Genomic DNA, 25,155 nt, shown 5'->3' on the forward strand with positions numbered 1-25,155 from the left:
GCGAGCCGGCGTTCATGCCCTGCGCCTACGGATTACTACGGATTACTACGGACTGCTAAGGATCATGGAATCCCTGCGCTGGGCCGGCCCCGGGTGCGGGGCCGACCCGTTCGCGTACGTCCGGCCGGGCGCGCGCTTGGCGTTCCATCCCGTCAGCGGACGAACGAGATCTCCGGGTACTGCTTGGCCGGCCCGTCGAGCAGGGTGCTGTGCTGGTGGCGCAGCTCCTGGTCGAAGAAGGCCGCCAGGTACACGCGCTCGATGTAGATCGCCCGGTTCGGGTCGATCGTGCCGAACTCCTGCCGAAGCTGGGCCCGGGAGAGCCCCAGCACGCCCGCCTCCTGGGGCACCATCGCCTCGTTGTCGCTGAACGACAGGTGCGCCGAGCCCTTGAGCTGGATGTCGAGTCGGTAGCCCGTCAGGTGCGACCAGAACGTGCGCCACGACGAGTCGTCGTTGCGGTTGTGGCTGCCCGAGCTGAACAACATGAAGGGGCGGCCCAGGTTCTTGCTGGTCGCCGACCCGAAGAACTGGCCGTCCAGGTTGGCGCCGGCGGCGATGCGGGGGTCGAGCTGCATGGAGGTCGCCACCGCCGCGCCGCCCAGCGACCAGCCGAACATCCCGATGCGGGACATGTCCACGGCGCCCGAGAGTCCGGCAGGGAGCGTGGCGTGGTCCACGTCAGGGTTGCCGCCCTTGGCTATCGTGGCGAGTTGGTTGATGACGAAGTGGATGTCCGCCGCCCGCACGTTGAGCGTGTCGGCGGAGTGGGCACCGGACGGCATGGTGTCGACCTCGAGTCGCCCGCCGGGAAACTGCACCTCGTTGGCGTCGTGGGTGTGGTCGACGGCTATGACGAGGTAGCCGCGGCTGGCGAGGTCCTCGACGAGGGCTGTGCCCATCGCGCGGTCCGAGTGCAGCCCGGTCGAGTACAGCAGGACGGGCAGCCTTCCGAGCTCGGTGTCCACCGGGGCGCCGGTGCGCCCCGCGGTCTGCGGCAGGGAGACCTGCCACGGGGACAGGCCGCGGGAGGCGAGGAAGTGGTCCCCTGCGATCGACTGCATCCACGGTGCCTGCGCGTGGCCGGAGGCGGAGGCGGCCGGATACCAGACCGAGACCATCAGCTCACGCGGCTTGTTGCCGGGCACGTACGGGTCCGTGCGGGATTTGTCGACGAGGTGGAGGTTGATCGTCCCCACCGGGTAACGCCCGGTCAGCGCGGGCAGGTTGAGCTGGAGGGAATCGTCCCCCACGCGGCCGGGCGTGGCGGCCGAGTGGGCGGGCGCGTTCGGCAACCGCGGCTCGTCGGCGGTGGGTGCCCAGGGCGCGTCCTCGTCGGGCGAGAATCCAGTGGCCGTGGGCGTGGGCTTGCCGGGCGCCTTCCCGGCGGCCGTCGCAGGCGTTATCCCCGCACTCAGGGCGACGGCCAGCGCGCCCGCCGTACCGACGGCTTTGGCAAGCAGTCTGCGACGGCGGCGCGTTCGACGGTGTGACATGGACAACCCCCTTGATGGTCCGCGATCGAGCGAATGGCGATCGGCTGCCGCACACCGTACCCCCACTCCGCCCGCGCCCCTCCTCCACATCCATCGGTAACGACTCTCCAGCCAACTCCTTTACATCTCATGCCAGATGAGCCGTGCCCGCGAAGGCGGTCCGGAAGCGGCGATGACCGGGTCGGGCACCGCGTCGGCTGGCGACTGACGACTGCGCGGGACGCCTGGCCGACACCCCTGAGCCGGGGGTTGTCAACTTTCCTTAAAGTGATCTATATAGATCTGCGCATGGGCATCGCTGGACCCCACGTCAGGGAGGGAGAGAAACAAGCCATGCGGTGGAGCGATCTCGTCGGCCAGGTGCGCGAGCGCGGGCAGTACACCACCACCCGCAAGGCCGAGCGCATCATCCGGATCGTGCTGTCCGCCCTCGGCGGACAGCTGACGGGGACGGAACGCATCATGCTGTCCCGACGCCTGCCGACCGAGGCGGCGGGCCTGTTGCTGGGGCAGAAGGCCGCGGTCAGGCCGTTGACCGCGGCGCAGTTCGTCGACAGCGTCGCCGCCGGGGTCGACGGAATCGACGGAATCGAGAACACGACCCCGGCCATTGCGCGTTGGGACGCCGGCTCGGTGCTGAGCGTCGTCGCCGAACTCGCCGGGGACGAGCTCGTCGACCGCATGGTGCGCCGACTTCCCCCGGGATACGCGCTGTTGTTCGGCCGAGCCCAGCTGTCGACGACCGTCCCGGCCGAGCACCTCTCCGCCCAGGCCGACCCTGCCTAGGTGGCCGTCGTATGTTTCATGCCCCGGTATCGGTGTCCCACAGTTCGATACGGTGAGCGTCGACGAGAGCGCTGATGCGGTTCAACACCTCGGAGGCGGCGAGGGCGTTCAGGCGACGTCCGTCGCGCAGTCGCAGGGCGACCTGGTCGTCGGCGGCCTCCTTGGCACCGATCACCGCCTGGTAGGGCACGAGCCGGGCGGCCCGGATGCGGGCGCCCAAAGTGCCGTGCTCCGGCCCGGCGAGATCGGTCCGCAGCCCTTGGTCGGCGCATCGCTCGGCGAGCCGTGCGGCTTGGTCCACCTCGGCGTCGGACACCGGGAGGATCACGAGCTGGGTGGGCGCCAGCCAGGCGGGGAAGGCGCCGCCGTGCTGCTCGATCAGGTGGGCGACGGCCCGCTCCACGCTGCCGATGATGCTGCGGTGGACCATGACCGGGCGGTGCTTGGCGCCGTCGGCACCGATGTAGTGCAGGCCGAACCGCTCGGGTTGGTGGAAGTCGACCTGGACGGTGGACAGGGTCGACTCCCGGCCGACGCTGTCACTGATCTGGACGTCGATCTTGGGCCCGTAGAACGCTGCCTCGCCCTCGGCCGCCTCGTACGGCAAGCCGCAGCGGTCCAGGATCTGGGTCAGCAGGGCGACGGACCGCCGCCACATCTCGGGGGCGGCCACGTACTTGCCGCCCGGTCCGGGCAGCGAGAGCCGGTAGCGGGCCGGGGTGATGCCCAGCGCCTGGTACGCCCTGCGGATCATCTCCAGGGCGGCCTGCGCCTCGCCGGCGACCTGGTCCAGGGTGCAGAAGATGTGAGCATCGTTGAGCTGGATGGCCCGCACGCGGGTCAGCCCGCCCAGCACGCCGGACGGCTCCGAGCGGTACATGCCGCCCAGCTCGGCCATCCGCAGGGGCAGCTCTCGATAACTGTGGGAGCGGGAGCGGTAGATCACCGCGTGATGGGGGCACAGGCTCGGCCGCAGCACGACCTGCTCACCGCCCAGATCCATGGGCGGGAACATGTCGTCGCTGTAGTGCGACCAGTGCCCGGAGATCTCGTACAGGTCCCGCTTGCCGAGCACCGGCGAGTACACATGCCAGTAGCCAGCCCGCCGCTCTTGGTCGCGGATGTACTCCTCCAGGCTGTGCCGCACGGCCGCGCCGTCAGGCAGCCAGTAGGGCAGCCCGGCGCCGATCAGCGGGTCGGTGTCGAACAGGCCCAGCTCACGGCCGAGCTTGCGGTGGTCATGCATGGCGGTCTCCTCGCGGGTGCTGGGACGAGTGACCGCAAGCCGAAGCCCCGGGGCGCTCGCCCCGGGGCTTCGGACTCACAACAGCTGTCAGCGCGCCGGGACACTCTCCGGCGTCGTCGTCATACCAGCGCGCTTCATGGAGGCGACCGTAGCAGATTCGCCCGATCTCCACGCCGTCGTTTTCTCGGTGGTACTCCACTGTCTGACAGGCAGACCCATCGAGTGCGCGAAGCGGCTATCTGAGTCTGAATACGCCTATTCATGGCCCGACCCCGACACACGCCGGATACTCGAAGCGCCCGCAGCGTACGTGACTCGATGAGTGACCATCTCGAGGCGGGCTAACGGCGGAACGGTTCTCCAGGTCTGCTCAGCTGGTCGGTCGGCTGGCTGGAGTTGCCGGCGGTCGAGTGCGGTCGCGGTTGGACCGTCAGGCGCGGTTGCTCCTCAGCCGCGGCCGTGGTGCAGCCAACCGGTTCCAAGTTGTGCAGGTGCGAGATGCTGTGACCGAATCTAGGGTGGTTTCACTACGTCTCGCTTCTTGGAGGTGGAAGAGCATGCCGACCTACGTTGCGCTGACGAACTGGACTGATCAGGGGATCCGGACGTATAGGGACACCGCAAAGCGTGCCGACGCGTTCGCCGCAGCGCTGGGGAAGTTCGGGGCGAAGCTCGTGAATATTTACTGGACTGTCGGACCATACGACATAGTGATCATCGTTGAGGCACCCGACGATGAAGCCGCCACTGCGGCTCTCCTGCAGATCGGCGGGATAGGCAACGTCCGCACCACGACCCTGAGGGCTTTCAGCCGAGAAGAGATGGACCGGGTCATTGCCAAAGCCGCCGGATGAGTGAGTCCAGCCTCAGGAGCTTGGGAATCACCGGGCATGACGCCCACCAAACCGGACAGGCGGTGGCCGCAGCAGGTCACAGCGCAAGCCCTGCCCGCTGGTGGGCGAAGTTCGACCAGATGATGGCGTGGATCGCCGCCTTCAGAGGATGACCCTGAGCTGCCATTCCTGATTAGTTGACGCGAATGGGGCTGCGGTGGGAAGAGTTGAACCTGGGTGCCCGGATGATTCCCTCCTCCCCTCACGTCCATCGCGAGCGTCCCGGGGACCGCCTCGTTGGGTCCGATGCGAAAAACCCCGGGCCGCCCTGGATTCTCCGTCAGGGCCCACAGCTGACTGGCGGAATTAGGGTCGTCCACACTGACAACGAGTGGGGTATGGGGAGCCAAGCCGCCAGCGCCCAGGTCCAGGCTCAGGGTCATCGCATTGGTGGTTTCCGCTGAAGGCTGCTGAATCCTAAAAACATTATCGCCGTTGTCAGACGGCGCGAAATACCACCCCTGATAGGTGCCTTTAGTGAAGTCTTCCTGTACTACGTCGCCATCCCGAGTTGCATAGCGCGCCATGCTGCCGTCATTTCTGTCAGAAACGATCAACAACGCGGGCGTAGGGATGGGCATACCCATGGCCAAGCCTCCTGCTTTCTCGAACAGTTGATATGCCGCACGCTTGACGCTCGAATGCCCCGCCTCATTGCCCGGCGCCACAAAGCTTCCCGGGATCACGCCCCTGAGCCTGCACTCCCTCTCCACCACGCTCTCCACCACGGAAGCGGCCCCAAGCTGGTTGACTTACCGGTGAGTACGGCACCCCCCACCACACTGCGCCGTCCGGTGAAACTGCGCAACCGCAGAGGCGTGTGCTGCGAGTAGGAGACAGGGCGGCCCAAGGGGCTCCGGTTGGCGCGGGTCGCACGGTGATCACGCGTTCGAATCAGGCGCACACAACCTTTTCGGCTCTGACACATCCGCTTGCTGGGATGGTCTGCCCGTCCGCGGGCAGTGTCCCTGTGTGGTCATACCCGTCCATGACGTCAATCCGGTGCGCCGCACACCGTGGATCACGTACGGGCTGATCGCGGCGAACGTCGTGGTTTTCCTGCGCATGCCCGCCGCCGCACACACCCTGGCGGGCAACGTCACGGCCAGCCAACTGTGCCAGCTGCAGGCATTCGTCGAGCACTGGGGTGCCGTGCCCCGCGAACTGATCCTCAACCGGCCACCCGGCCTCGTCCCCGTCGGCCAGGTCGGCATCGGCCCGCACGGCGTAGGCTGCCTGCTCGGGCCACGCCCTTACGGCAAGCCTCCCGCCCTGTCGGTGCTGACCGCGATGTTCGTCCACGGCAGCTGGCTGCACCTGCTCGGCAACATGCTCTTCTTGTGGATCTTCGGCAACAACATCGAAGACCGCATGGGACGACTGCGCTACCTGCTGTTCTACCTCGTCTGCGGATACGCCGCCGGATACGGCTTCGCCCTGACCGACCCCGCCTCCACACAACCCCTGGTCGGGGCATCCGGAGCGATCGCCGGCGTCCTCGGCGCCTACCTGGTGCTCTACCCCAGGGCCCGGGTGTGGAGCCTGGTGCCGTTCCTGTTCTTCATCCCGCTGCGGCTGCCCGCCTGGCTGATCTTGGGCATGTGGTTCGTCCTGCAGGCGCTCTACTCCACCGGCAACGGCGTCGCGACAGGGGCAGAAGCAGTGGCCTACATCGCCCACGTAATCGGCTTCATCGTCGGGCTCCTCATCGCCCTGCCGCTGCGTCCCGGCACCCCACCCCCACCCGTCCCGCGGCGCCGCAGCCAAGCCCACCACACATGAGCGCTGGCCACCCAACCGATCTCCTCACACAGCATCCGAACGGCTTGGGATTGCCTCGCGGCCTCCGGTGTGCGGCCTGCTCTGACGGCGCGAGACCGGCGCCATGTGCTGGATCCGATGAACTCACCAGAGCGATCGAGCTGGTCCAGTTCCCACTCGGCGTCCGTCAGGTAGCAGGTGATGCTGCTCGGCGGGGGCGACCGTGGGTAGACCCCCGGTCGAACGGACGTTGCCTCATGCCGGCCGGTGGGCGCGGCCAGGGCTGCGTGGGTGGCGCGGCCGTCGCGCGCCGGCTCAGCCAGCAGCCGTGATCGCCCTCGTCCTGCTCGATCGGTCGCGCCGCCTGCTGGTGCCAGCTGCTCGGGCCGCACCCCGAGGCGCACGCGGTGATGCGGGAGTTGATCAGGGTCCGTGGTGGTACACCACGCCCGGCTTCATGCCGCCGGTCTTCGCGAACAGCTGTGGCAGGGTGACCAGGCTGTAGCCGCGGGCCTTGAGGGTGGTGAGGATCTGCGGAATGGCCGGAGGGGTGGTCGCGTACGTGTCGTGCATCTCGATGATCGCGCCCGGCCGCACTGCGGCGAGCACGCGCCGCTCGATGAGCGGGGTGTTGTGGTACTTCCAGTCCTGCGGGTCGACGTTCCACATGATCACCGACAGCCCCGCCTTCCCGGCCAGCGACCGCACCCTGGCGTTCCATGCGCCGTACGGAGGCCTGAGCATCGTCGGCCGGTGCCCGGTGATCGACGCGATCTGCTGGGCGGCGGTGTTGATCTCGTAGCTGACCCGCGCCGAGGAGATCTTGGTGAGGTCCGGGTGGTGGACGGTGTGATCCCCGATCGCATCGCCGTCCCGGTACTCGCGCAGCACGTCCTGCCGGTAGGCAAGGGCGTGCGGCCCGATGAGGAAGAATGTGGCCACCGCGTGCCGTGCCTCAAGGGTGCCGAGCAGCTGCGGGGTGTACCGAGAAGGGCCGTCGTCGAAGCTCAGCGCGACGCACTTGGTCACGAGGCAGTTGGGCGCGGGCCTTGGGGCCGCGGCGTGCGCGCCCACCGCACCCGCGGGCGTCATCGCGACCGCGGCAGCGGCCCCCGTGATCAGCACCCGCCGCCAGTTCATCCGGTTCGGCATAAGGCATCACCAGCGCGCTCTGTATCCCCCTGCCAGCCCTCTGCCCGCGGGACACACATGGAAACCGGGGCACAGCACGTGATCCGCGCGCGCCTGGGCGGCGGCGCGGCCGATCCCGGCGGGCGCCGGGTGCACAGACGATCAGCGCGCGAGGGGGACACCCGCCCCTTGCCCAGCCTGACGCGCACGGAGGCTGGCCGGCCGCTCCCACCGCATCCCATGCTGATGCAGGCTTGCGGTTCTTGCTCTGCTGCTCTACGCCCCCTGCCAGGGCGAACGCTCCTCCCGCCAGATCGACCGCCGGTGCCGCGAGGACGCGGCCTATCGCATGAGCACGGCGAATACGGCTCCCGGCCACGCCGTCATCGCCCGCTTCCGGACCGGACAACACCGTGATCAAAAGGCTTTGAAACGTCCCTGGGGCGGACTCGCGGAGGGGCGGTCGGCCGGGGCCGGTTAGTCATTCAGTCGGCAAACACATCCCAAAGGATCAGTCATGCCGACTAAGAACTTCTGCACGATTGTGTGAGAAATTTCTGTGTTCCGGCTCCTGTGGCGTGCCCGCTGCCTGGCGTCATGGAGACTGCTGGACATGGTGACGACTGTGCTGACCCCGACAGCCCCCGCCGGCTGGCCGCCCCGCCGTGCGCCGTGGCAATCGCCGGACGACCAACCTGCATACGTACGTCCCGTATTGCTGGTCATCGTCATGCTTGCGGCGTTGCTGTACGCATGGGGCATATCCACCAGCCCTTTCCACTCGTTCTACGCCGACGCTGTGCGGAGCATGTCGGAGAGTTGGAAGGCCTTCTTCTTCGGATCGTTCGACCCGGCTAACTCGATCACGATCGACAAGCTGCCCGGATTCCTGTGGCCGCAGGCGCTGTCGGCGCGCCTCTTCGGATTCCACTCATGGGCGCTGACTCTCCCCCAGGTCCTTGAGGGTGTCGCCAGCGTTGTTGTCCTCTACCGTGTCGTGCGGCGCTGGATGGGTGTCAACGCGGCACTGCTCGCCAGCGGCGCTTTCCTGTGCATCCCGGCCGCGGACGGCCTGTTCCGTACCCAGACCGAAGATCCCATGTTCACGCTGTGCGTGCTGCTGGCGGCTGGTGCCACCCAGCGCGCGGCGCACAGCGGCCGGCTACGTTCGCTGATCATGGCCGGAGTCTGGGTCGGCATTGGTTTTCAGGCCAAGATGCTGGAGGCTTGGGCCGTCCTGCCCGCGCTCGCGGTGGTCTACCTGGTCACGGCGCCCGCTGCGTTGCGTAAGCGGATCGTCCACGTCCTGCTCGCCGCAGTGGTGACGGTCGCGGTGTCTTCGGTCTGGGTGGTCGCGGTCGCCCTCACCCCGGCCAAGGACCGTCCCTATATCGACGGCACGACCAACAACTCCGCGTTCAGCATGGTCGTCGGCTACAACTTCCTCAACCGCTTCTCCTCGGTCGGCCTGAACGCCAGCGACACGGGCAGTATCAGTGCGACTCAGGGCGGCGGCCACCGCGGCGGCTTCGGGGCGGCCGGTGGTGAGGGCCACTTCGGCCAGCTCGGCGCAGGTCAGTACGGCGGCGGCCACGTTGGCGGTGGTCTTGGCGGTGGTCTTGGCGGTGGAAGCGGCCAGTACCGCACCGGCAACAGCGGCTCCGGCTACGGCGGTTCCTGGACGACGGGTGCGGGCGGCGCGTTCGGCGGTTACCACCGCGGGATGTACGGCGGCGGCCAGGCGGACGGCGCACACGGCGACATGAACGCTGCGGCGCACTCCGGTGGCGGCTTCGGTGCTGGCGAGAATGGCTGGGGCAAGATGTTCGGCTCCGCGCTCGCCTCGCAGACCGGCTGGCTCTACCCGCTCGCAGCCCTCGCCACCGTCTGCGGCCTGGTATGGCGCCGCCGCGCGCCACGTACAGACAAGATCCGTGCGGGTTTCCTGCTCTGGGGCGTCTGGCTCGTCACGTACTTCCTGGTGTTCAGCGCGGGCGCCGTAAGCGGCCACACGTACTACATGGGCGTGATCGCAGTGCCGTGCGCCGCGCTGGCGGGCGGCGGCGTCGCCCTGATGTGGCGGGCGTACCGGGCCGGCGGCCCGCGTGCCTGGGCGCTGCCGGTCGCGGTGGGTGCCACTGCGGTCTGGAGCGCCTACATCTCGTCGCAGTTCCCCTCCTTCCAGTCCTGGCTCGCGCCCGCCTCGATCGTTCTGGGCCTGGGCTCGGTCATCGCCCTCGCTGTCGGCCGCCCCGGACGGCGCCCGGTGGGCAGGGGCCGCGTGGCCATCGTGGGCTTGTTGGTCGGCCTGGTCTCGATGCTGGTCGCCCCGGCCGCGTGGGCCTCGCAGGTCTTCGCCTCGAGCAGTTCGATGACGTCGATGATGGGCAGCGTCGGCCCGTCTTCGGGTTTCGGGGGCGGGAGCGGCGGCGGCCGGTTCGCGGCGATGACGGACCACGGCGCCTCGCGCGGCGGCAGAAGCTTCGGCGGGTTCGGTGGCAGCTCCACTCAACTCGACGCCCAGCAGCAGCAGTTGCTCGACTACACCGCGGCGCACAAGGGGTCTTCCGAGTACGACTTCGCGACCAACAGCTGGAGCACGGCCTCCCCCTACATCGTCGACACCGGCGCCAACGTCCTGGCGATGGGCGGCTTCACCGGACAGGTCCCGTTCCCGAGCCTGCCGGCATTCCAGCAATTGGTGAACTCCGGCAAGCTCAACTTCGTGCTGGTGGGCGGTGAGAGCGGCATGGGTGCGTTCTTCGGCGGCGGCACCTCCGATGCGAGCACTCCGGCGGCGAAGATCACCAACTGGGTGAAATCGAACTGCTCTCAGGTCCCGGCCAAGGACTACGCAGGCACAACCACCGCGGTATCAGGCCAGACCACAATGGCCGGCGGATCGCAGGGACAGACGCTCTACCAATGCACGGCCGAGCACTGAAATCCCCGGCCCGCCCGAGAACCAGCCAGTGAAAAGCCCGGACCGGTCGCCTCAGGTTCGGTCCGGGCCCTTCGCCATGTCGGGTGAAGCCCGGGTTCGGCAGGAGGACGGAGCATGTGCTACCAGCGGGCCACCGGGTTGCCCACCCAACGCGTTCCGGCCGGGACGGATTCACCGCGCATGACCAGGGATGAGGGGCCGATCACCGAGCCTTCGCCGAGGGTCGAGCCGAGCAGGACGATCGAGTGGGGGCCGAGCGTCGCTCCGGCGGCCACGTCGATGGCGTCCATCCGCATCAGCCGGTCGTGGAAGAGGTGGGTCTGCACCACGACTCCGCGGTTGACCGAGACACCGGCGTTGAGCCTGACCAGGTCGGTCTCCGGGAGCCAGTGGCTTTCGCACCACACGCCCCGGCCGATCTTCGCGCCCAGGCTGCGCAGCCACATGTTGAGGAACGGAGTGCCCAGCAGCGACTGCCCGAGCCACGGCATCGCCAGCTCCTCGACGAAGATGTCGTAGAGCTCGTTGCGCCACACGAACGAACTCCACAGAGGGCGCTGTCCCACTCGGAACCGCCCCACCAGGAACCACTTGGCGAACGTGGTGGTCAGGCAGGCCGTCACACCGCAGGCGAGCAGCAGCGGGCCGGCGCAGAGGGCACAGTCATCCAGGCCGTAGTAGTTGAGCACCGCCTGGAGCCCCATCATCACCACGTCGCCCAGCGTCACGGCGAGGATCACGGGCAGGAAGCGGCAGAACTCCACCATTCCTCGTGCCCACTTCAGCCGGGCCGGCGGCGCGTAGGTGCGGCCCGCGTCGTCCGTGCCCTCCGACACACGCTGGATGGTGAAGCCGGGGCGGCCCAGCCAGGAGGTGCCCGGCTCGGTGTTCGAGGGTGCGTCGGACAGCACGCCCACCAGCGTGTCGGCCGCCAGTTGCCGCTCGGGGCCGACGATGCCGGAGTTGCCCACGAACGAGCGCTGTCCCACGCTCGCGCGTCCCAGCCGCAGCCAGCCTCCGCGCACCTCGAAGGGTGCGACCAGCGTGTCGTCGGCGAGGAAGGCGTGGTCGCCGATCTCCATCAGGCCCGGCAGCGCCAGGACCGTGGAGGCCTCCACTCCCGTGCCGACCTTCGCCCCGAGCATGCGCAGCCAGGTGGGCGTGAGCAGGCTCGCGTACAGCGGGAACAGGTCGGTCCTGACGGTGTCCATCAGCTGGTGGACGAACCACACGCACAGCGCCACCCGGCCGTGCGCCGGGTACGTCCCCGGCTTGAGCGACCGGGAGAACAGCCGCACCAAAGCGGCGACCATCAGCGCGTACACGGCCATCGTGCCCAGGGCCAGCGGCGCGGTGAGTGCCAGTATCAGCTCGACGACGTAGGTGTATGTGGGGTCGTGCCCGACCAGCTTGTACACCAGCAGCAGTGCGGGAACAGCCGTCGCGATGGGCAGCGCCTGCAATAACGGCAGCGAGACGGTGTAGGCCAAGTCCCAGAACCAGGACCGCCGGTAGCGCGGCGCGGGCCAGACGTCCGGCTGTACGCCCTCGTCCCGCCGGGCGGGCGTGCCGTGCCAGCGCTCGTGGGCCGGGACACGGCCCATCACACAGCTGCCCGGCATGATCTCAGCGCCCACCCCGATCTCCGTGCCCGGCATCAGCATGCTGCGGGTGCCCGCCCTGGCCCCGGGGCCGACGCGCACGCTGCCCAGGTGCAGGACGTCGCCGTCCAGCCACCATCCGGCCGCGTCCACCTCCGGCTCCAGCACACACCCGTCGCCGAACACCGCGTAGCCGGTGACCGGCGGCATCGCGTGCAGCTCCACGTCCTTGCCGACCCTGCAGCCCAGCATGCGGGCGTAACGCCGGGCCAGCGGAGTGCCTAGCACACCAGCCACGTTGAAGGTCTCCACCAGCCGCTCCGCGGTCCACAGCCGCAGGTGCGCCAGACCGCCGCGCGGGTAGGAGCCCAGGCGCAGGCCGCCGGTGAGCAGCCGGGCGCCCAGGGCGCCGATGACACAGCGGCCGAAGGGACTGGACAGGACGAGCCAGCCGCCGGCGATCAGCCACCAGGATGTGTGCGGCGTCCAGGCCAGCGGACCGATGACGTTGTCGACGGCCGCGAGGCCGAGCACCCAACGGACTCCGGTGACGCAGTACAAGACCGTGATGACGATCGCCTGGTACGGACCGACCCACAGCGGGGTCGGACGGACCTGGCGGTTCTCGTTTTCCTGACCTGCGCCGTTGTCCAGGTGGGCGGCGAGGTCCGCCAGCCGAGGCTGGTGATAGAGGTCGGCCACGGAGGCGCCGGGGAACCGTTCACGGAGCATCGAGACCAGCCGGGCCGCGGCGAGGCTGGTGCCGCCGAGGGCGAAGAAGTCGCTTTCGGCGCCTGCGGGGACGCCCAGCAGGTTCTGCCACAGCTCGGCCAGCCACCCGGCCGTACCCTCCAGCGCGGCACCGCCGCCTGCTGGATCGTCACGTCCGGTCAGCGGCCAGGGCAGCGCCTTGCGGTCCACCTTGCCCGAGGTCCGGGTGGGCAGATCGCCGACCACCGCGAGGACCGGCACCAATGCCCGCGGCAGCCGCTCAAGCAGCAACTCCCGGGCCGCGGCCTCGTCGAACGGGACGTCAGCCCGCTCCAGCACCAGGTAGCCGACGAGCACCTGACCGCCCGCCGCGGTCTTCTGCACGGCGGAAGCAGCGGCACGCACGCCGGGCAGCGCCTGGAGGGCCGCATCGACCTCGCCGAGTTCGATGCGCCGCCCGCCCAGCTTGACCTGCTCGTCGGCGCGGCCGACGAAGACCAGGCCCTCGGGCTCGGCCCGCACCAGGTCGCCGCTGCGGTAGATCCGCTCGCTGCCCAGGGCGGGGTGCGGACGGTACTTCTCGGCGTCCTTGGCCGGGTCGAGGTAACGGGCCGCGCCCACACCGCCGATCAGCAGCTCGCCCGTCTCCCCCCAGGCGACCGCCTTGCCCTCCTTGTCGACGACGGCCAGCTCCCAGCCGTCCAACGGTTCACCGATGCGCACGGGTTGGCCGGCGCGCATCAGCGAGGCGCAGGCGACGACGGTGGTCTCGGTGGGACCATAGGTGTTCCAGAACTCGCGGCCGGGAGTGTCGAGCCGCTCGACCAATTCGGCGGGGCACGCCTCACCGCCGACGATCAGCAGCCGGACCCGGTCGAGGGCCTCGGCGGGCCACAGCGCGACCAGGGTGGGCACGGTCGAGACGACGGTGATGCGGCGCTCCACCAGCCAAGGGCCGAGATCGGTGCCGGCCTTGACCAGCGACCGCGGCGCCGGCACCAAACAGGCGCCGTGCCGCCAGGCAAGCCACATCTCCTCACAGGAAGCGTCGAACGCCACCGAGAGTCCGGCCAGCACCCGGTCGCCGGGCCCCAGCGGGGCATCCTGCAGGAAGAGCCGGGCCTCGGCGTCCACGAAGGCGGCCGCGGAACGGTGACTGACCGCGACGCCCTTGGGCCGCCCGGTGGTTCCGGAGGTGAAGATGATCCAGGCGTCATCGGTGACCGTTGGAGTCCCCGGCCGCCCGCCGGGCGGCTTCGGCCCCTCGGCCACGGAGCAGCCCTCGCCGATGATGGCGCAGACCCCGGCGTCCTCCCAGATCATCTCGGCTCGCTCGTCGGGGTCGTCAACGTCGACCGGCACGTAAGCGGCGCCCGCGCACAAAATGCCAAGGATCGCCACGTACAAGTCCACGGTGCCGGAGGGCACCCGCACGCCCACCCGATCGCCGGGGCCGACACCGTCCGACCCGAGTCGGCCGGCCAGATCTCCGGCCATCGCGCGCAGCCTCCGGTAGTTCAGGACAGTTCCGCCTGCATCGAGCGCCGCGGCCTGCGGCAGGCGCTCGGCGGTAGCGTCCAGCACGTCCAGCAGCGTCCGTGGCGCGGCGGCCGGTCGCACCGGCCAGACCGCACCGGAACCCTTGAGGGCGTCCGCGGGTCGGTGGACCGCGGGGACGTCACCGCCTGCGTGGCCGGTTCCGAAGTGCACGTTTTTCTGAGCACCGATCAAACTCTGACTGACCGTCAATCCTTGATCAGTCGCACGCGCGTCGCTCACGCGGCCGAGCCCGTCCGTTCAGCGCACTGTGCCCCGGACGTTGCGATGGTGCGCCCGACCTCATGGGCAGTGCCGCTGCCCCCAGCCGCGAACGGGACAGCCTGTGCGCCGCCGATGACGAAGCCCCTGATCTTCCTGCCACTACGGAAGACCACGGGTGAGGGTTCGAAGCTGCCCACGGCGGCGGATATCCCACCCGCGACCGGCACCCAGCCCAGCGCAGTTCCGGCCACAGCGGCCCGAACTGCCCACAGCAACAACATCTTCAGCACGAGGTTGACCCCTCCCCAAAGAGACGCCGTCGTCTCTGCGGCGCGCATGATATGAGCCGAACCTGTGAAAACGTTGTGGTGCACCGCAGCGCTTGTAAGGCCTCGACGGCTGGTGTTGCCGGTCGTCCCGCCTTCGCGGGGGGCCGGTCGAGTCCTCACTGGCGTGTACCGCTTGGACGGCGCGACGGCCACTGCTGGGCAGCATGGTCAGCGTTGGCCAAGAGGGGAGAGTGCGACTCTGCGTTCCGTGAGAAACCTGTGAGTATGGGCGGGGCCGCAGTAAGCCGCTCGCGGAGGGCGTGACCAAGACCAGGCCCGGCGGCAAAACCTTCCGCTCGGCCGGGAGGGCCCCTTCCTGTGAATCTGCGGCGCAGATTGACAGCGGCCGTGCCCCTCCATGAAGTTGAGCGCATGGAACGTCGGCATCTTCTGACCCGTGTACTTCCGCTCACAGCCGCTGCTCTCGTGCAGGCGGCCTGCTCAGACAACCAGAGGCCCGGACCGCTCGCGCTGGTCTACCGAGGTCCGGCCGCCTGCGACGGCTGCGCGGAATCCGCGGCGGCGTTGCTGACCAGTTCACCGTCGCGATTCCAGGTCAAGTACTGCGGACCCCAGGAGAAACTTCCGTTGTCTGCCGACACGTTGGCAACAGCACACCTTTACGTGCAGCCCGGTGGCGGAAACGATCTGCACAAGGCCTGGAGATCGGTCAGGAAGTTCGGCGATCCGCTCCGCGAGTGGCTGCACAACGGCGGTCGCTACCTCGGGATCTGCATGGGCGCCTATCTGGCCGGACGTGAGCCGGGTTGGGGACTGCTGCCCGGCGACACCGCCGAGTACGTCGGTTCCCAGGGCGCGACGGTCAGCAGTCCGTCGGATACCGTCGTATCGGTGCGCTGGCGCGGAAAGCCCCGCCACATGTATTTCCAGGACGGCCCCTACTTCGTCCTGAACAAGGGCGCTAAAGCGACGGTGCTCGCAACCTACGACAACGGCGTGCCCGCTGCCGTTGTCGCCCCTTACGGAGCGGGACAGGTCGGCGTGGTAGGACCACATCCGGAGGCCGACGCATCCTGGTACGCCGAGTACAACTTGAAGAACCCGGACGGTATTCATTTCGATCTCGGCTACGATCTTGTGAAAACGGTCATGAGTTGACCCATAACGTACGTTTCCTGATTCTTCGCGCGCCCCGGCAGCACCGGCCCGATGAGGGACGCGTTGACCGACGCACCTACAACGCCACGTACTGGTCGGATGACAACTCGAACACCCGTACTCGTCGACCGCAGGTGGGATTGACAGTCTCACGGACTGGATGCATCCCCAGTTTGGTCATGATCCGTTCGGAGCCGTCGTTGCCCACTTGAGTGATGCTGACGATCCGCTCCAGCCCTCGCTCTTCGAACCCGAACCGCACAGCAGCTCTCGCGGCCTCGGTGGCCAAGCCCTGCCCCCAGTGGGAACGTCCCAGCCGCCAGCCGACCTCAACCGCCGGCAGTACCTCCGGCAAGAAGTCGGGCACCGAAAGGCCGGTGAACCCGGCCAGCTCGCCAGTGGACCGGATCTCCACGGCGAACAGGCCGAAGCCCTGTGACTCCCACTCGCTCTCCCATGCCTGGACCCCGCCGCGAGTCTGCTGTTCGTCACGGACGCTGCCGTCACGGATCCACCGCATGACCTCGGGGTCGGCATTGACGGCAGCCATGGGCGCGACGTCTTCCTCGCGCCAGCGACGCAGGATCAAACGGGGAGTCTCAAGCGTGACCATCCAATCATTCTGGATCACAAATGGGCTCTCCGCCATCCTCACCAGGCACTTTCGATGTTCTGCAGCCTCCTCGGGATACCGCGAGGGACGTACGCGCGCTGCTGGTTACCGAGGCTGAGGGAGTCCACCTGGCGGTCGCGGTACTGGGCCACGTCCAGCCGCTCGGTCCACATCCGCATGGCTCCGACGGCGTCCACGCGGGACAGGCCGTGCAGCCGGGCCGCCGCACTCGTTCACGACCCGCAGGTGCTGCTGCTCGACGAGCCGTCCTCCGGCCTGGACCCACTGGCCGTGGACACCATGAGCGCCGTACTGCGGGAGCGCGCCGAGCAGGGAGCTCCGGTGCTCTTCTCCAGCCACCAACTCGACCTGGTGGAGCGGCTGTGCGACCGGATCGGCATTGTCCGCTCCGGCTCGATGGTGGCCCGCGGTTCGGTCGAGGAGCTGCGGGCCCGCGGAGGCGAGGGCCTGTACATCGAGATCGACGGTGCACCACGGGATTGGGCCCAAGCCCTACGCGGCATCGACTCGTTCCGCAGTCAGGGGCGGGGCACCCTGGTACGTGTCACGACGGCTGCGACGAGGGCGAGCTCATACGGCACGTCGCTTCTTTGGGCCGACTGCGCATCTTCCGGCGACAACAGGCCACGCTCTCCGAGCTGTTCCGTGCGTACGTGACTGACGCCGACGAGTCTACGGAGACTGCAGCATGAGCCGTATGAACGAGGGGACCACCACGACCAGGGCCAGGGCGGGTGGTTCCGCGACGGCGGACGTATGGCTCGTCATGAAGCGGGAGACAGCCGCCCGGGTCGCCAACCGTGCCTACATTATCGGCACGTTGCTCAACATCGCGGTGATCCTGGGGCTGCTGTACTTCTTCGCCCCGTCCCAGTCGGACGAGCACCATGCCACTGCGACCGTCGCCGTTACCGGCCCGTGATCAGCCCGCGAGGTACGCGAGGGTTTCAGAGACGAGGGTCCGTACGTCCGGCGCGACGGTGAACGGGTCGCACGCGACGTGCGGGTTGTGGTTGCTCGGGACGGCCTGGAACTTCTCCGGCAACTCGGTGCCCGACGCCGTGTCCCACATGTCGATCCGGAGTACTCGTCACGAACCGGTGGGAGTACTGGCTCCGTCGGGGATCTTGTCCTTCCAGGGTCATCTGCCTCGGCGCCACCACAGGGTTTGGTGTACTTCTCGGGCGTCGAGGTCTGGAAGTGGGATCGAGATCTTGATCGGGGGTCAACTCATGCCGGGTGGTGCTGCCCACGCATCGATGCCAGCCTGCTCACCGTAGCCAAGCAACTCGTCGTCGATGGGTGGAGGTCTACGAGGACGACCCCAAGACCGACTCCGGCGCCCGTACCATCGCGCTCGACTCCGCCACCGTCACCGTGCTCAAAGCTCACCGCGAGCAGCAGGAGAAGGACCGCGCCGAATGGGGCACCGCCTGGGTCGAGACCGCGACGGATGCGCCGTCCGCTCACGCAAACGGCCCCGGACCCATCGTCCGAGGCCGCCGATCAAGCCTCCGGAGACCCAAAACTGCAGGTCATTTTAGGTGAAGCCGTGAGCCCCCTGTCGGGTTCGAACCGACGACCCCCGCTTTACAAGATCTTCCGCAGGCACGATGTATCTCAGTCGATCGATCCTTGCCGCGTGCTGCCTGGTCCGTAGAGTGCCATCGAGGTTTTCTGATGTACGCCGACGTTGCTGTCAGTCTTCGCCGTCAGGACACGGCCTTCGGTGATGTCACGGCGGCTGCTCTGCGCGCGTCCCACGGGCATATGACCTGAGCCGCCTCGGCATCTTCGTGCAGGACGAATACCTCCTCGCGGAGACAGTCCTGCGGTTGTGGACCAGGCCGCCGGAGTGACCCGTCCGGTGTTCGACCTACGCAGCCTCTACGCGGCGTCCGCAAAGAAGGGCCCCGAGCCGCCCAGCCCTGGACGTCTAATGGTGGCCGCTTCGCGGATTGGGCGATCGGTCGCGTAGCGCACACACCACAGCCCAGGCGACCGACAGCATGGGGACGGCCACGACCGCGCCGATAACACCAGCGACGATGCCACCCGCGACCACTGAGACTGCGATCACCACCGGGTGGAGCCGGACGGCCCAAGCCATCACGAGCGGGTGCAGGACATGTCCTTCGATCTGCCCGATGATGACGATGAGCAGCAGAACGACCACCGCGATGATCGGGCCTCGTCCGGCCAGGGCGACCACGCTCGCTACAGCCAGCGCGATGGGCGATCCGACGAGCGGGACGAAGGAGGCGAAGAACTCCAGGACTGCCAGCGGCAGGGCGAGCGGCACCCGGAGCAGGGACAGGGCGACACCGACCAGGACAGCGTTGGTGACTGCCACGATGATGATGCCGCGGGTGTAGCCGGCGAAGGTAGTCCAGGCTGCCCGGCCCGCGCGGTCCCAAGCCGATCGGGAGGTCCTGGGGAGCTGGAGGTGGAACCAGTGCCACAGCCGCTCTCCCGAGTAGATGAAGAAGATGGAGCAGAACAGCGCCAGAGCCGCTCCGGTGGCCGCCTCCACCACTCGGCTGGCACCGGTGAGTGCGCTGCTGACCAGGAGGGAGCGGTGCGAGGAGATGAACGAGCCGATCTTGCCCTGCAGATCCGACAGCGTGCGAGGGCTGATCCGGAAGGGGGGACGCTCCAGCCATCGTTCGATCTGTCCGATACCGCCGCGGAACTCGGTAGCCAACTTGGCCGACTCGCCCGCCACCAGGTAGCCCGCCAGGGATAGGAGGGCGAAAAGCAACAACAGGCTGCCCAGTAGGGCCAACACCACCGCGAGAGACCGGGGGAGATGGCGCCCCATCAGATCGGTCAGCGGCCGCAGCGCGGACGTCACCACCAGGGCGAGGAATACGGCGACCGCGACCAGCTGGAATCGTCCAAGGATGGTGAACGTCTCGTAGACGAGCACCCCGACAACCAGGAGGCGCCAGGCGTAACCGGCCGCTTTGCGCAGGCCCCGGGAGACCGACTCATCGTCGCCACGCGGCGTGGCCTGGACGGCTGCGGCCGAGCGGGCCCGGTCCACGGCTTTCCCGGAGTGCGCGGGGCGGCTGCCTAGCACCACGGAGCGGGTCCGGGGCCGCGATTGGTGTCCGCGCGACCTCCGTCGAGGGCCGAATGACCCGTCACTCACCTCGTGCCACCGCCTCCCGCCTTCTGACAGGAGGGACGGCAGAGTACGCCGGCGCCAGTCAGTTCCAGAACGTCGCTCAGCGACGACGGCTTCTCCATGGCACGGCTCTTTCCGGTGCCGTCCCTTCCCGCTTGACTGGCCGGCTCCCGGCTTCAGTTCCGGGCCGCCGCCTGGCCGTCCGCGCGGCCTGGGTCGAGCGCACGAGCGGCCAGGATTCACCCCGGCCGGCCTGCGGAGCGGCGGATTCGATCAGCGCTTGAAAGCGTCCTTGATGTTCTGTCCGGCCTGTTTGACGCCACCCTCTGCTTGCTCGCCCTTGCCCTCGGCCTCGAGGTAGGGGTCATCCATGGCCTTGCCGGTGTCCTTCTTGATCTTGCCTTTGATCCTCTTGACAGCGTGCTCAGCCTTCTTGCCCGTACTCATGGCCAACTCCTTTCAACGGGCTTCAAACACCACCCCGTGGGGGCCTTCAGGGCCATCCATGCCCTTACAGCATCACTTAAACCATATTTAGTGGGTTTGGAGTGTTCTGGGTGGGGAACGCGGTCTGTCGGTGATTACCCGCACCACAGGGGGTGAGCCCGATGTCCACAGGGACACTCATCACCATCATCGTCCCCATAGCGGTTGTGGTCGTCCTCCTCGCGTTGGCCACATCGCTCCTCATGCGCCGCCGTCAGCTGCGGAAGCGCTTCGGACCGGAGTACGAGCGGGCGGTCCAGACCACTGACAGCCGTTTGGCCGCCGAGCGGGAATTGAGTGCACGCGAGAAGCGGCACGACTCGCTGAATATCAAGCCCCTCCCCCCGGCAGTCCGAGACCGGTACAGCCATGACTGGACGCGAGTGCAGGAGGAGTTCGTCGACAGCCCTGGGGAAGCGGTACACGATGCGGACCGACTGGTGACGACCCTGATGCAGGAACGCGGTTACCCGACCGAGGGCTACGAGCAGCGACTCAAGGACCTCTCCGTCGAACACGGCCGCACCCTCGAGCACTACCGGACCGCCCACGAGATCGACGAACGCAGTACCCGTCACTATGCGACCACAGAAGAGTTGCGAAGCGCCATGGTGCACTATCGCGCACTGTTCGAAGAACTCCTCAGCGACGGCGGCCAGCAACGCCCCGTCCGGGCCTAGCCGAGGAACCCCGGCCGCCATGAACTGAACGAACACAAGGGCCGGATCGAAACGGAAAGAGCACAGACTCATGCAACGCAAACCAGACACCGCTGAAGTCGGCCTCTCAACCGAGGACCTCGCCAGCACCCAGGGAAACACCGAAGACACGACAGCGCCGCCGGCCGAACAACCCACCTACCCAGGTGAAGGCACGGCCGTCGAGGCGGAACCGGCCGCGCCGAAACCCCAGGAGGGCGGGCCCGCAGCGGCGGAAGAGGAGATGCCGCAACTCCTCAACGAGCATGACCAGGAGACCTTCCGATCCCAGTGGAAGGAAATCCAGAACAAGTTCGTCGACGACCCGCGCGACGCGGTGCACTCGGCTGACGCTCTCGTCGCCACCGTCATGCAATCGCTTGCCACTACCTTCGCCGAGTACAAGCAGGAACTCGAAGGACAGTGGAATCGAGGCGAACAGGTGAGCACTGAAGATCTACGGACCGCACTGCAACAGTACCGCTCGTTCTTCAACCGCCTGCTCAGCACCTGAGTCGAGACGGTGCGGAGCAAGATTCGAACCTACCGCACCGCCAAATTGTGGCAGGAGTTCTCGACGCAAGGTGATCACTGTTCCAGGCGGGGAACAAGAACCACCGATATGGAGGATGCAATGATCGCCCTCGGCATCATTCTATTGATCGTCGGATTCGTGGCCAACATCGCCATTTTGTGGACCATCGGCATCATACTGGTCGTCATCGGAGCCGCACTGTGGCTCCTTGGATCCATGGGGCACGCGGTCTTCGGCCGGCGACACTACTGGTAAAAGGCATGGAAGACGCGGAATTCGGCGCGTTGCTCGGTGCACTGCTGGAGGAGTCGCATCATCTGCCCGTGGAGGGAGTGCCTGCCCTGCTGTCACGGGCGGCCCAGCAACTCGGGCTGGACGAGGCCAACCTCTACCTGGCCGACGTGCAACAGGAGCGGCTGATGCCGTTGGGCACGTCGGCAGACGATCACGGCGCTGGGCTGCTGGTCGATGCCACGCTTCCGGGCTGGACGTACCGCACGCTCTCGTTGCAGGTGGCCGAGAACGACCAGGACGGTCTGACGGCGTGGCTTCCGCTGATGGACGGCATCGAACGCGTCGGTGTGCTGGGGGTGCGCGCCCGATCGCTGGACACCACAATGCTGGGCCGCTGCCGCGCGTTGGCGTCGCTCGCCACCTTGCTGGTGGTGTCCAGGAGCCTGTACAGCGACACCTATCTGCAGGTCCAGCGCGCCCGACAGATGCAGCTACCAGCGGAGATGGTGTGGGCCTTTCTACCGCCACGGACGGTGGGCACCCAACAGGTCACCTCCAGCGCCGTGATGGAGCCGGCCTACGATATCGGGGGCGATGCCTTCGACCACTCGCTGTCCGACAAGGTACTGCACGCCACGATTATCGACGCGATGGGCCACGATGTGGCCTCGGGCATGGCCGCGGCCCTCGCCCTGGCGGGCTGCCGAGTCGCCCGTCGCGCCGGGAGTGGCCTGTCCGAGATCGTGGAGACCATCGACCAGGCCCTGGCTCGGTGGCTCCCGCGTCGCTTCATCACCGCGATCTTTGCCCACCTCGACTTGATCTCCGGACGACTGAGCTGGGCCAACTGCGGGCACCCACCGCCGTTGCTCATCCGTGGCCAGCACGTCATCACCGGCGCCTTGGAGCACCACGCCGAGCTGCCGCTGGGTCTTGGCCCCGGCTACCCCGACGTGCCCCGCCACATTCACCAAACCCAGCTGGAACCCGGCGACCGCGTCCTGCTCCACACCGATGGTGTCACCGATGCCCGCTCCGGCACCGGGGAGGTATTCGGGGAGGAGCGCTTCACCGACTTCATCATCCGTGCCACCGCCGCCGGCGAGCCAGCCCCCGAAGCCCTACGCCGCCTGCTCCGCGCGATACTCGTCCACCAGCACGGACGGCTCGACGACGACACCACCATTCTGCTCTTCGAATGGCATCCCCAGCCGAACACGGGGGTCGGAACGACTTGAACCCGGTAAGGAAGATTCACCGCCGCTCCGGTCGGTCGCCACGTGGGCCCTACACACACGTTGTGCAGGACCGACAGCGGGAAGCGATCAACCACATGGACCGCCTGCTCAAAAGGCGCCGTCAGCAGCGCTGACATCAGCGGTTGCCGTCAACCATAGCGGTCAAAGGCCCCGGACCTTGATCGATCCAGGGTCTTTGGCAGTCGTTTTCCCTGGTCAGGCATGGAGCCCCCTGTCGGGTTCGAACCGACGACCCCCGCTTTACAAGAGAGGGATGGGCCCTGGGCCTTGACCTGCGGGTCTGTGAGCTGGGCCGACGGCTACGGTCTTGACCGTGGTTGTCCGGTGTTGACCGTAGCTGCCCGCTGGATCTGGCGCGGGAGTGAGCGTGCGCAGGTCCGTGATCTCGGCTCCATGGTCGAAGCAAGGGAGGCCGTAATTCGGTTGATGGACTGGCCGCGCGTTGGTAGCAATGCCGCAGGATGCGCGGTGCAAAGATCGGGCTGCGGGCCCGGCACGAGGCTGACGTTCCGGTTCTTCATGCTGGGCTGTACGACGACGTGGCGACCCGATCGCGCGCCGACTCCCGTCCTTGGCGACCCATACCTCCATCTGCCCAGTCTCCCTATGCGGTTGCTGAGCCATCAGATAACGCTGCATGCTTCTCGGTGGTAGAACTCGACTCGCAGGCGCTCGCCGGTGAAGCCTTGCTCTGGCGCATTGACACGCATAACAGAACAGCCCACTTGGGGATTTCCTTGCTCCCGGATTACCGCGGCCGTGGGTACGGCTCGGACGTCGTCCGTGTGCTGTGCGAGTACGGGTTTGCCGTGCGCGGATTGCAACGGCTACAGGTTGAGACCCTGGCGGACAACGCTCCGATGATCGCGGCGGCAACGAATGCCGGGTTCACCATCGAGGGCACGATACGGCGCTCAGCTTGGGTGTATGGCGCATTCGCCGACGAGGTTGTCCTCGGCCTCCTCGCCCACGAATGGACGTTGTAGGCGCCCCCGGTGATCGAGTGGCGACAGCCTGGATGGGCCCATCCCCAGCCATCGACCACGCCCACACACCACCTTGATGACGCTAACAACGCAGACGGCTCGGGGGGCTTGCCTCCCGACTGTTCCAGCAGGTCACGGCGCCTGTGGCTCGTCCACGTGGTACCGCTCGTCCACAGATAGTCCACGGCGCGGCAGTCGGCCTCTCTCCGCGGCTCCTTCGCACCGGGCAATCACGGGGCGGTAGTTAGGCCCGCGGTCACCTGTCGCCGTCGACGTAGTAAGTGGCATACTCCGCCGCCCGACGCACGACGGAGAAGCCCTCGAAGTCTCCAGCCGCTTCACAGCCCAGCAGCCGCTGTAGGGCCGCCTGGGCTTGCTCCGAAGCAGGGTGCCTGCACAGGAACGCCTTCGTCCCGGCAAGGCCAGCTCCGCATAGCAACTGGACGTCGATCGAACAATCGGCGTCCCAGCTGGACGTCTTCGCGCGCCATATGGTCAGAACGTCACTGAGCGCACCCGTGTTGAACAACTGGAAACAACTCAGTCTCATCAGTTCGGTGTCCCCGAGCCCTTGCTGTCGCCGTTCCTTGCGCGTCTCCGCATCCAGCAGCTCGCGCACCTCGTCGAGTAGCGCGCCCGCCGGGCGCAAGCCATAGCGGTCAAGGCTCTCGTCAACGGTCATCACGGTCACGGTGGGGAGCATAGGGCTCAGGGACGAGCAAAGATCCACGCGGGACTGCCGGGACCCTCGCATTACAAGTTCGGTCCCGGGTTCAAGCAACCTGCTTGAACCCATGCTTCCGCTGGAAGGCTGGTCCGCCGATGTCCGCTTCGGTCCGCCGCCGTCCGGCGACGTTGATGTCACCTGGTGATGTCAAAACGGTGCGCTGGAACAGGTGCTTAGAAGATATTGGCGGCGTCCCGGAGTGGGCGTTTCTAGCCCCGAGCACCTGCGTCGATGGCCGCTGGCGTCCGGCTGTGTCGGATTCGTTGCCGTCAGCGGTGCCGCCACGGCCGTCGGCTCCAGCCGCCTCGTCCCGAACTACGAGCCGGGCGGTCGCTGACGTCTGCCGGTTGAGCAGACGAGCGGCCCGACCCAGTGCCTCGGCCGACCAGGCACCGGGCATAGCCCTCCCTAAGATAATCGATCGCGTATGACCACTGAAGACATCGGACTCAGTCACCTAGTGCTCCAGCTGTAGATGGCTTCCGGGCTAGCCGATGTGTTGCATTCCACCGCTGATGTTGCCGCTCTTAAATAGATTCGCGGAGTTTACGGAGTCGTTTACGATAGTGAAATTTCCACTGTTCACTGAATTTCCATAAACGACGAAGTTTCCGCTGTCGACACTGTTACCGCTGCCGACGGGTTCGTTGATGCACCCCGTGGGCCGAAGGTGGGCACTGGCCGGCTC

The 25,155-nt window shown here is 67.5% G+C and carries 24 protein-coding genes; 13 read left to right on the plus strand and 11 right to left on the minus strand.

Translation table 11 applies throughout. The features are described 5' to 3' along the window. Nucleotides 1-152: 152 nt before the first annotated feature. Entirely contained in the window at nt 153-1,496 is a 1,344-nt protein-coding gene (locus NGB36_RS26245; protein WP_255923000.1) for an alpha/beta hydrolase family protein, read from the minus strand. 333 nt (nt 1,497-1,829) lie between these two features. Here NGB36_RS26245 and NGB36_RS26250 point away from each other — a divergent pair, with 333 nt between their 5' ends. Continuing rightward, nucleotides 1,830-2,282 carry a DUF2267 domain-containing protein gene (locus NGB36_RS26250; RefSeq protein WP_255923001.1) on the plus strand — a complete coding sequence of 151 codons (453 nt, stop codon included), beginning with the start codon at nt 1,830-1,832 and terminating at the stop codon, nt 2,280-2,282. A gap of 16 nt (nt 2,283-2,298) precedes the next feature. Here the strand turns inward: NGB36_RS26250 and thrS are convergent, their stop codons facing one another. After that, nucleotides 2,299-3,528 carry a threonine--tRNA ligase gene (thrS, locus tag NGB36_RS26255; protein WP_255923002.1) on the minus strand — a complete coding sequence of 410 codons (1,230 nt, stop codon included), beginning with the start codon at nt 3,526-3,528 and terminating at the stop codon, nt 2,299-2,301. 557 nt (nt 3,529-4,085) lie between these two features. On the opposite strand from thrS, the gene NGB36_RS26260 reads away from it, so the two are divergent. Together NGB36_RS26260 and NGB36_RS26265 are read left to right on the plus strand one after the other, a co-directional pair. Further along, on the plus strand, nt 4,086-4,382 hold the full coding sequence (locus tag NGB36_RS26260) for a GYD domain-containing protein (RefSeq protein WP_255923003.1): 297 nt from the start codon (nt 4,086-4,088) through the stop codon (nt 4,380-4,382). A 1,011-nt stretch (nt 4,383-5,393) separates the two neighbouring features. After that, complete coding sequence (locus NGB36_RS26265) at nt 5,394-6,203, plus strand: rhomboid family intramembrane serine protease (RefSeq protein ID WP_255923004.1); 810 nt, start codon at nt 5,394-5,396, stop codon at nt 6,201-6,203. 402 nt (nt 6,204-6,605) lie between these two features. Here NGB36_RS26265 and NGB36_RS26270 read toward each other — a convergent pair whose 3' ends face one another. Then, complete coding sequence (locus NGB36_RS26270) at nt 6,606-7,322, minus strand: polysaccharide deacetylase family protein (RefSeq protein ID WP_255923005.1); 717 nt, start codon at nt 7,320-7,322, stop codon at nt 6,606-6,608. A 262-nt stretch (nt 7,323-7,584) separates the two neighbouring features. Between NGB36_RS26270 and NGB36_RS33915 the strand changes: the two genes are divergently transcribed. Together NGB36_RS33915 and NGB36_RS26275 are read left to right on the plus strand one after the other, a co-directional pair. Beyond that, entirely contained in the window at nt 7,585-7,794 is a 210-nt protein-coding gene (locus NGB36_RS33915; RefSeq protein ID WP_372509536.1) for a hypothetical protein, read from the plus strand. Between the two features lie 132 nt (nt 7,795-7,926). Beyond that, the gene (locus tag NGB36_RS26275) at nt 7,927-10,257 is read left to right on the plus strand and encodes an ArnT family glycosyltransferase (RefSeq protein WP_255923006.1); all 2,331 of its coding nucleotides are present in this window, start codon (nt 7,927-7,929) and stop codon (nt 10,255-10,257) included. 119 nt (nt 10,258-10,376) lie between these two features. On the opposite strand, the gene NGB36_RS26280 is transcribed toward NGB36_RS26275, so the two are convergent. Together NGB36_RS26280 and NGB36_RS26285 are read right to left on the minus strand one after the other, a co-directional pair. Continuing rightward, a complete protein-coding gene (locus NGB36_RS26280) occupies nt 10,377-14,279 on the minus strand; it encodes a Pls/PosA family non-ribosomal peptide synthetase (RefSeq protein WP_372509535.1) in 3,903 nt (1,300 codons plus the stop codon). 65 nt (nt 14,280-14,344) lie between these two features. Then, the gene (locus NGB36_RS26285; RefSeq protein ID WP_255923007.1) at nt 14,345-14,668 is read right to left on the minus strand and encodes a hypothetical protein; all 324 of its coding nucleotides are present in this window, start codon (nt 14,666-14,668) and stop codon (nt 14,345-14,347) included. A gap of 363 nt (nt 14,669-15,031) precedes the next feature. Here NGB36_RS26285 and NGB36_RS26290 point away from each other — a divergent pair, with 363 nt between their 5' ends. Beyond that, on the plus strand, nt 15,032-15,778 hold the full coding sequence (locus NGB36_RS26290; protein WP_255923008.1) for a BPL-N domain-containing protein: 747 nt from the start codon (nt 15,032-15,034) through the stop codon (nt 15,776-15,778). A 76-nt stretch (nt 15,779-15,854) separates the two neighbouring features. Here the strand turns inward: NGB36_RS26290 and NGB36_RS26295 are convergent, their stop codons facing one another. Further along, on the minus strand, nt 15,855-16,391 hold the full coding sequence (locus NGB36_RS26295) for a GNAT family N-acetyltransferase (RefSeq protein WP_255923009.1): 537 nt from the start codon (nt 16,389-16,391) through the stop codon (nt 15,855-15,857). Between the two features lie 38 nt (nt 16,392-16,429). Beyond that, nucleotides 16,430-16,570 carry a hypothetical protein gene (locus NGB36_RS26300; protein WP_255923010.1) on the minus strand — a complete coding sequence of 47 codons (141 nt, stop codon included), beginning with the start codon at nt 16,568-16,570 and terminating at the stop codon, nt 16,430-16,432. Here NGB36_RS26300 and NGB36_RS26305 point away from each other — a divergent pair. Both NGB36_RS26305 and NGB36_RS26310 read left to right on the plus strand, forming a co-directional pair. Next, nucleotides 16,569-17,069 (plus strand): ATP-binding cassette domain-containing protein, encoded by a 501-nt coding sequence (locus tag NGB36_RS26305; protein WP_255923011.1) that lies wholly within the window; start codon nt 16,569-16,571, stop codon nt 17,067-17,069. The two genes, NGB36_RS26300 and NGB36_RS26305, sit on opposite strands and share 2 nt — an antisense overlap. A 31-nt stretch (nt 17,070-17,100) precedes the next feature. Then, a complete protein-coding gene (locus NGB36_RS26310; RefSeq protein ID WP_255923012.1) occupies nt 17,101-17,334 on the plus strand; it encodes a hypothetical protein in 234 nt (77 codons plus the stop codon). On the opposite strand, the gene NGB36_RS26315 is transcribed toward NGB36_RS26310, so the two are convergent. The 3 genes from NGB36_RS26315 to NGB36_RS26330 form a co-directional block, all read right to left on the minus strand. Then, nucleotides 17,335-17,484, minus strand: a complete 150-nt coding sequence (locus NGB36_RS26315) for a hypothetical protein (RefSeq protein WP_255923013.1) — start codon at nt 17,482-17,484, stop codon at nt 17,335-17,337. A gap of 864 nt (nt 17,485-18,348) precedes the next feature. Then, nucleotides 18,349-19,458: an AI-2E family transporter gene (locus tag NGB36_RS26325; protein ID WP_255923014.1), complete on the minus strand. Its 1,110-nt coding sequence runs from the start codon at nt 19,456-19,458 to the stop codon at nt 18,349-18,351. Between the two features lie 357 nt (nt 19,459-19,815). Beyond that, nucleotides 19,816-19,989 (minus strand): CsbD family protein, encoded by a 174-nt coding sequence (locus NGB36_RS26330; RefSeq protein WP_255923015.1) that lies wholly within the window; start codon nt 19,987-19,989, stop codon nt 19,816-19,818. 161 nt (nt 19,990-20,150) lie between these two features. Here NGB36_RS26330 and NGB36_RS26335 point away from each other — a divergent pair, with 161 nt between their 5' ends. The 5 genes from NGB36_RS26335 to NGB36_RS26355 all read left to right on the plus strand — a co-directional run bounded on the left by NGB36_RS26335 (nt 20,151) and on the right by NGB36_RS26355 (nt 23,740). Next, the gene (locus NGB36_RS26335; RefSeq protein ID WP_255923016.1) at nt 20,151-20,708 is read left to right on the plus strand and encodes a hypothetical protein; all 558 of its coding nucleotides are present in this window, start codon (nt 20,151-20,153) and stop codon (nt 20,706-20,708) included. A gap of 70 nt (nt 20,709-20,778) precedes the next feature. Further along, nucleotides 20,779-21,240 (plus strand): hypothetical protein, encoded by a 462-nt coding sequence (locus tag NGB36_RS26340; protein WP_255923017.1) that lies wholly within the window; start codon nt 20,779-20,781, stop codon nt 21,238-21,240. A 120-nt stretch (nt 21,241-21,360) separates the two neighbouring features. After that, nucleotides 21,361-21,516 (plus strand): DUF6131 family protein, encoded by a 156-nt coding sequence (locus tag NGB36_RS26345; protein WP_255923018.1) that lies wholly within the window; start codon nt 21,361-21,363, stop codon nt 21,514-21,516. A 5-nt stretch (nt 21,517-21,521) separates the two neighbouring features. After that, the gene (locus tag NGB36_RS26350; RefSeq protein WP_255923020.1) at nt 21,522-22,733 is read left to right on the plus strand and encodes a PP2C family protein-serine/threonine phosphatase; all 1,212 of its coding nucleotides are present in this window, start codon (nt 21,522-21,524) and stop codon (nt 22,731-22,733) included. 482 nt (nt 22,734-23,215) lie between these two features. Further along, on the plus strand, nt 23,216-23,740 hold the full coding sequence (locus tag NGB36_RS26355; RefSeq protein ID WP_255923021.1) for a GNAT family N-acetyltransferase: 525 nt from the start codon (nt 23,216-23,218) through the stop codon (nt 23,738-23,740). Between the two features lie 256 nt (nt 23,741-23,996). Here NGB36_RS26355 and NGB36_RS26360 read toward each other — a convergent pair whose 3' ends face one another. After that, complete coding sequence (locus NGB36_RS26360) at nt 23,997-24,422, minus strand: hypothetical protein (RefSeq protein WP_255923060.1); 426 nt, start codon at nt 24,420-24,422, stop codon at nt 23,997-23,999. Nucleotides 24,423-25,155: the final 733 nt, after the last annotated feature.

This window comes from Streptomyces humicola (assembly GCF_024436035.1).
Lineage (GTDB): Bacteria > Actinomycetota > Actinomycetes > Streptomycetales > Streptomycetaceae > Streptantibioticus_B > Streptantibioticus_B humicola.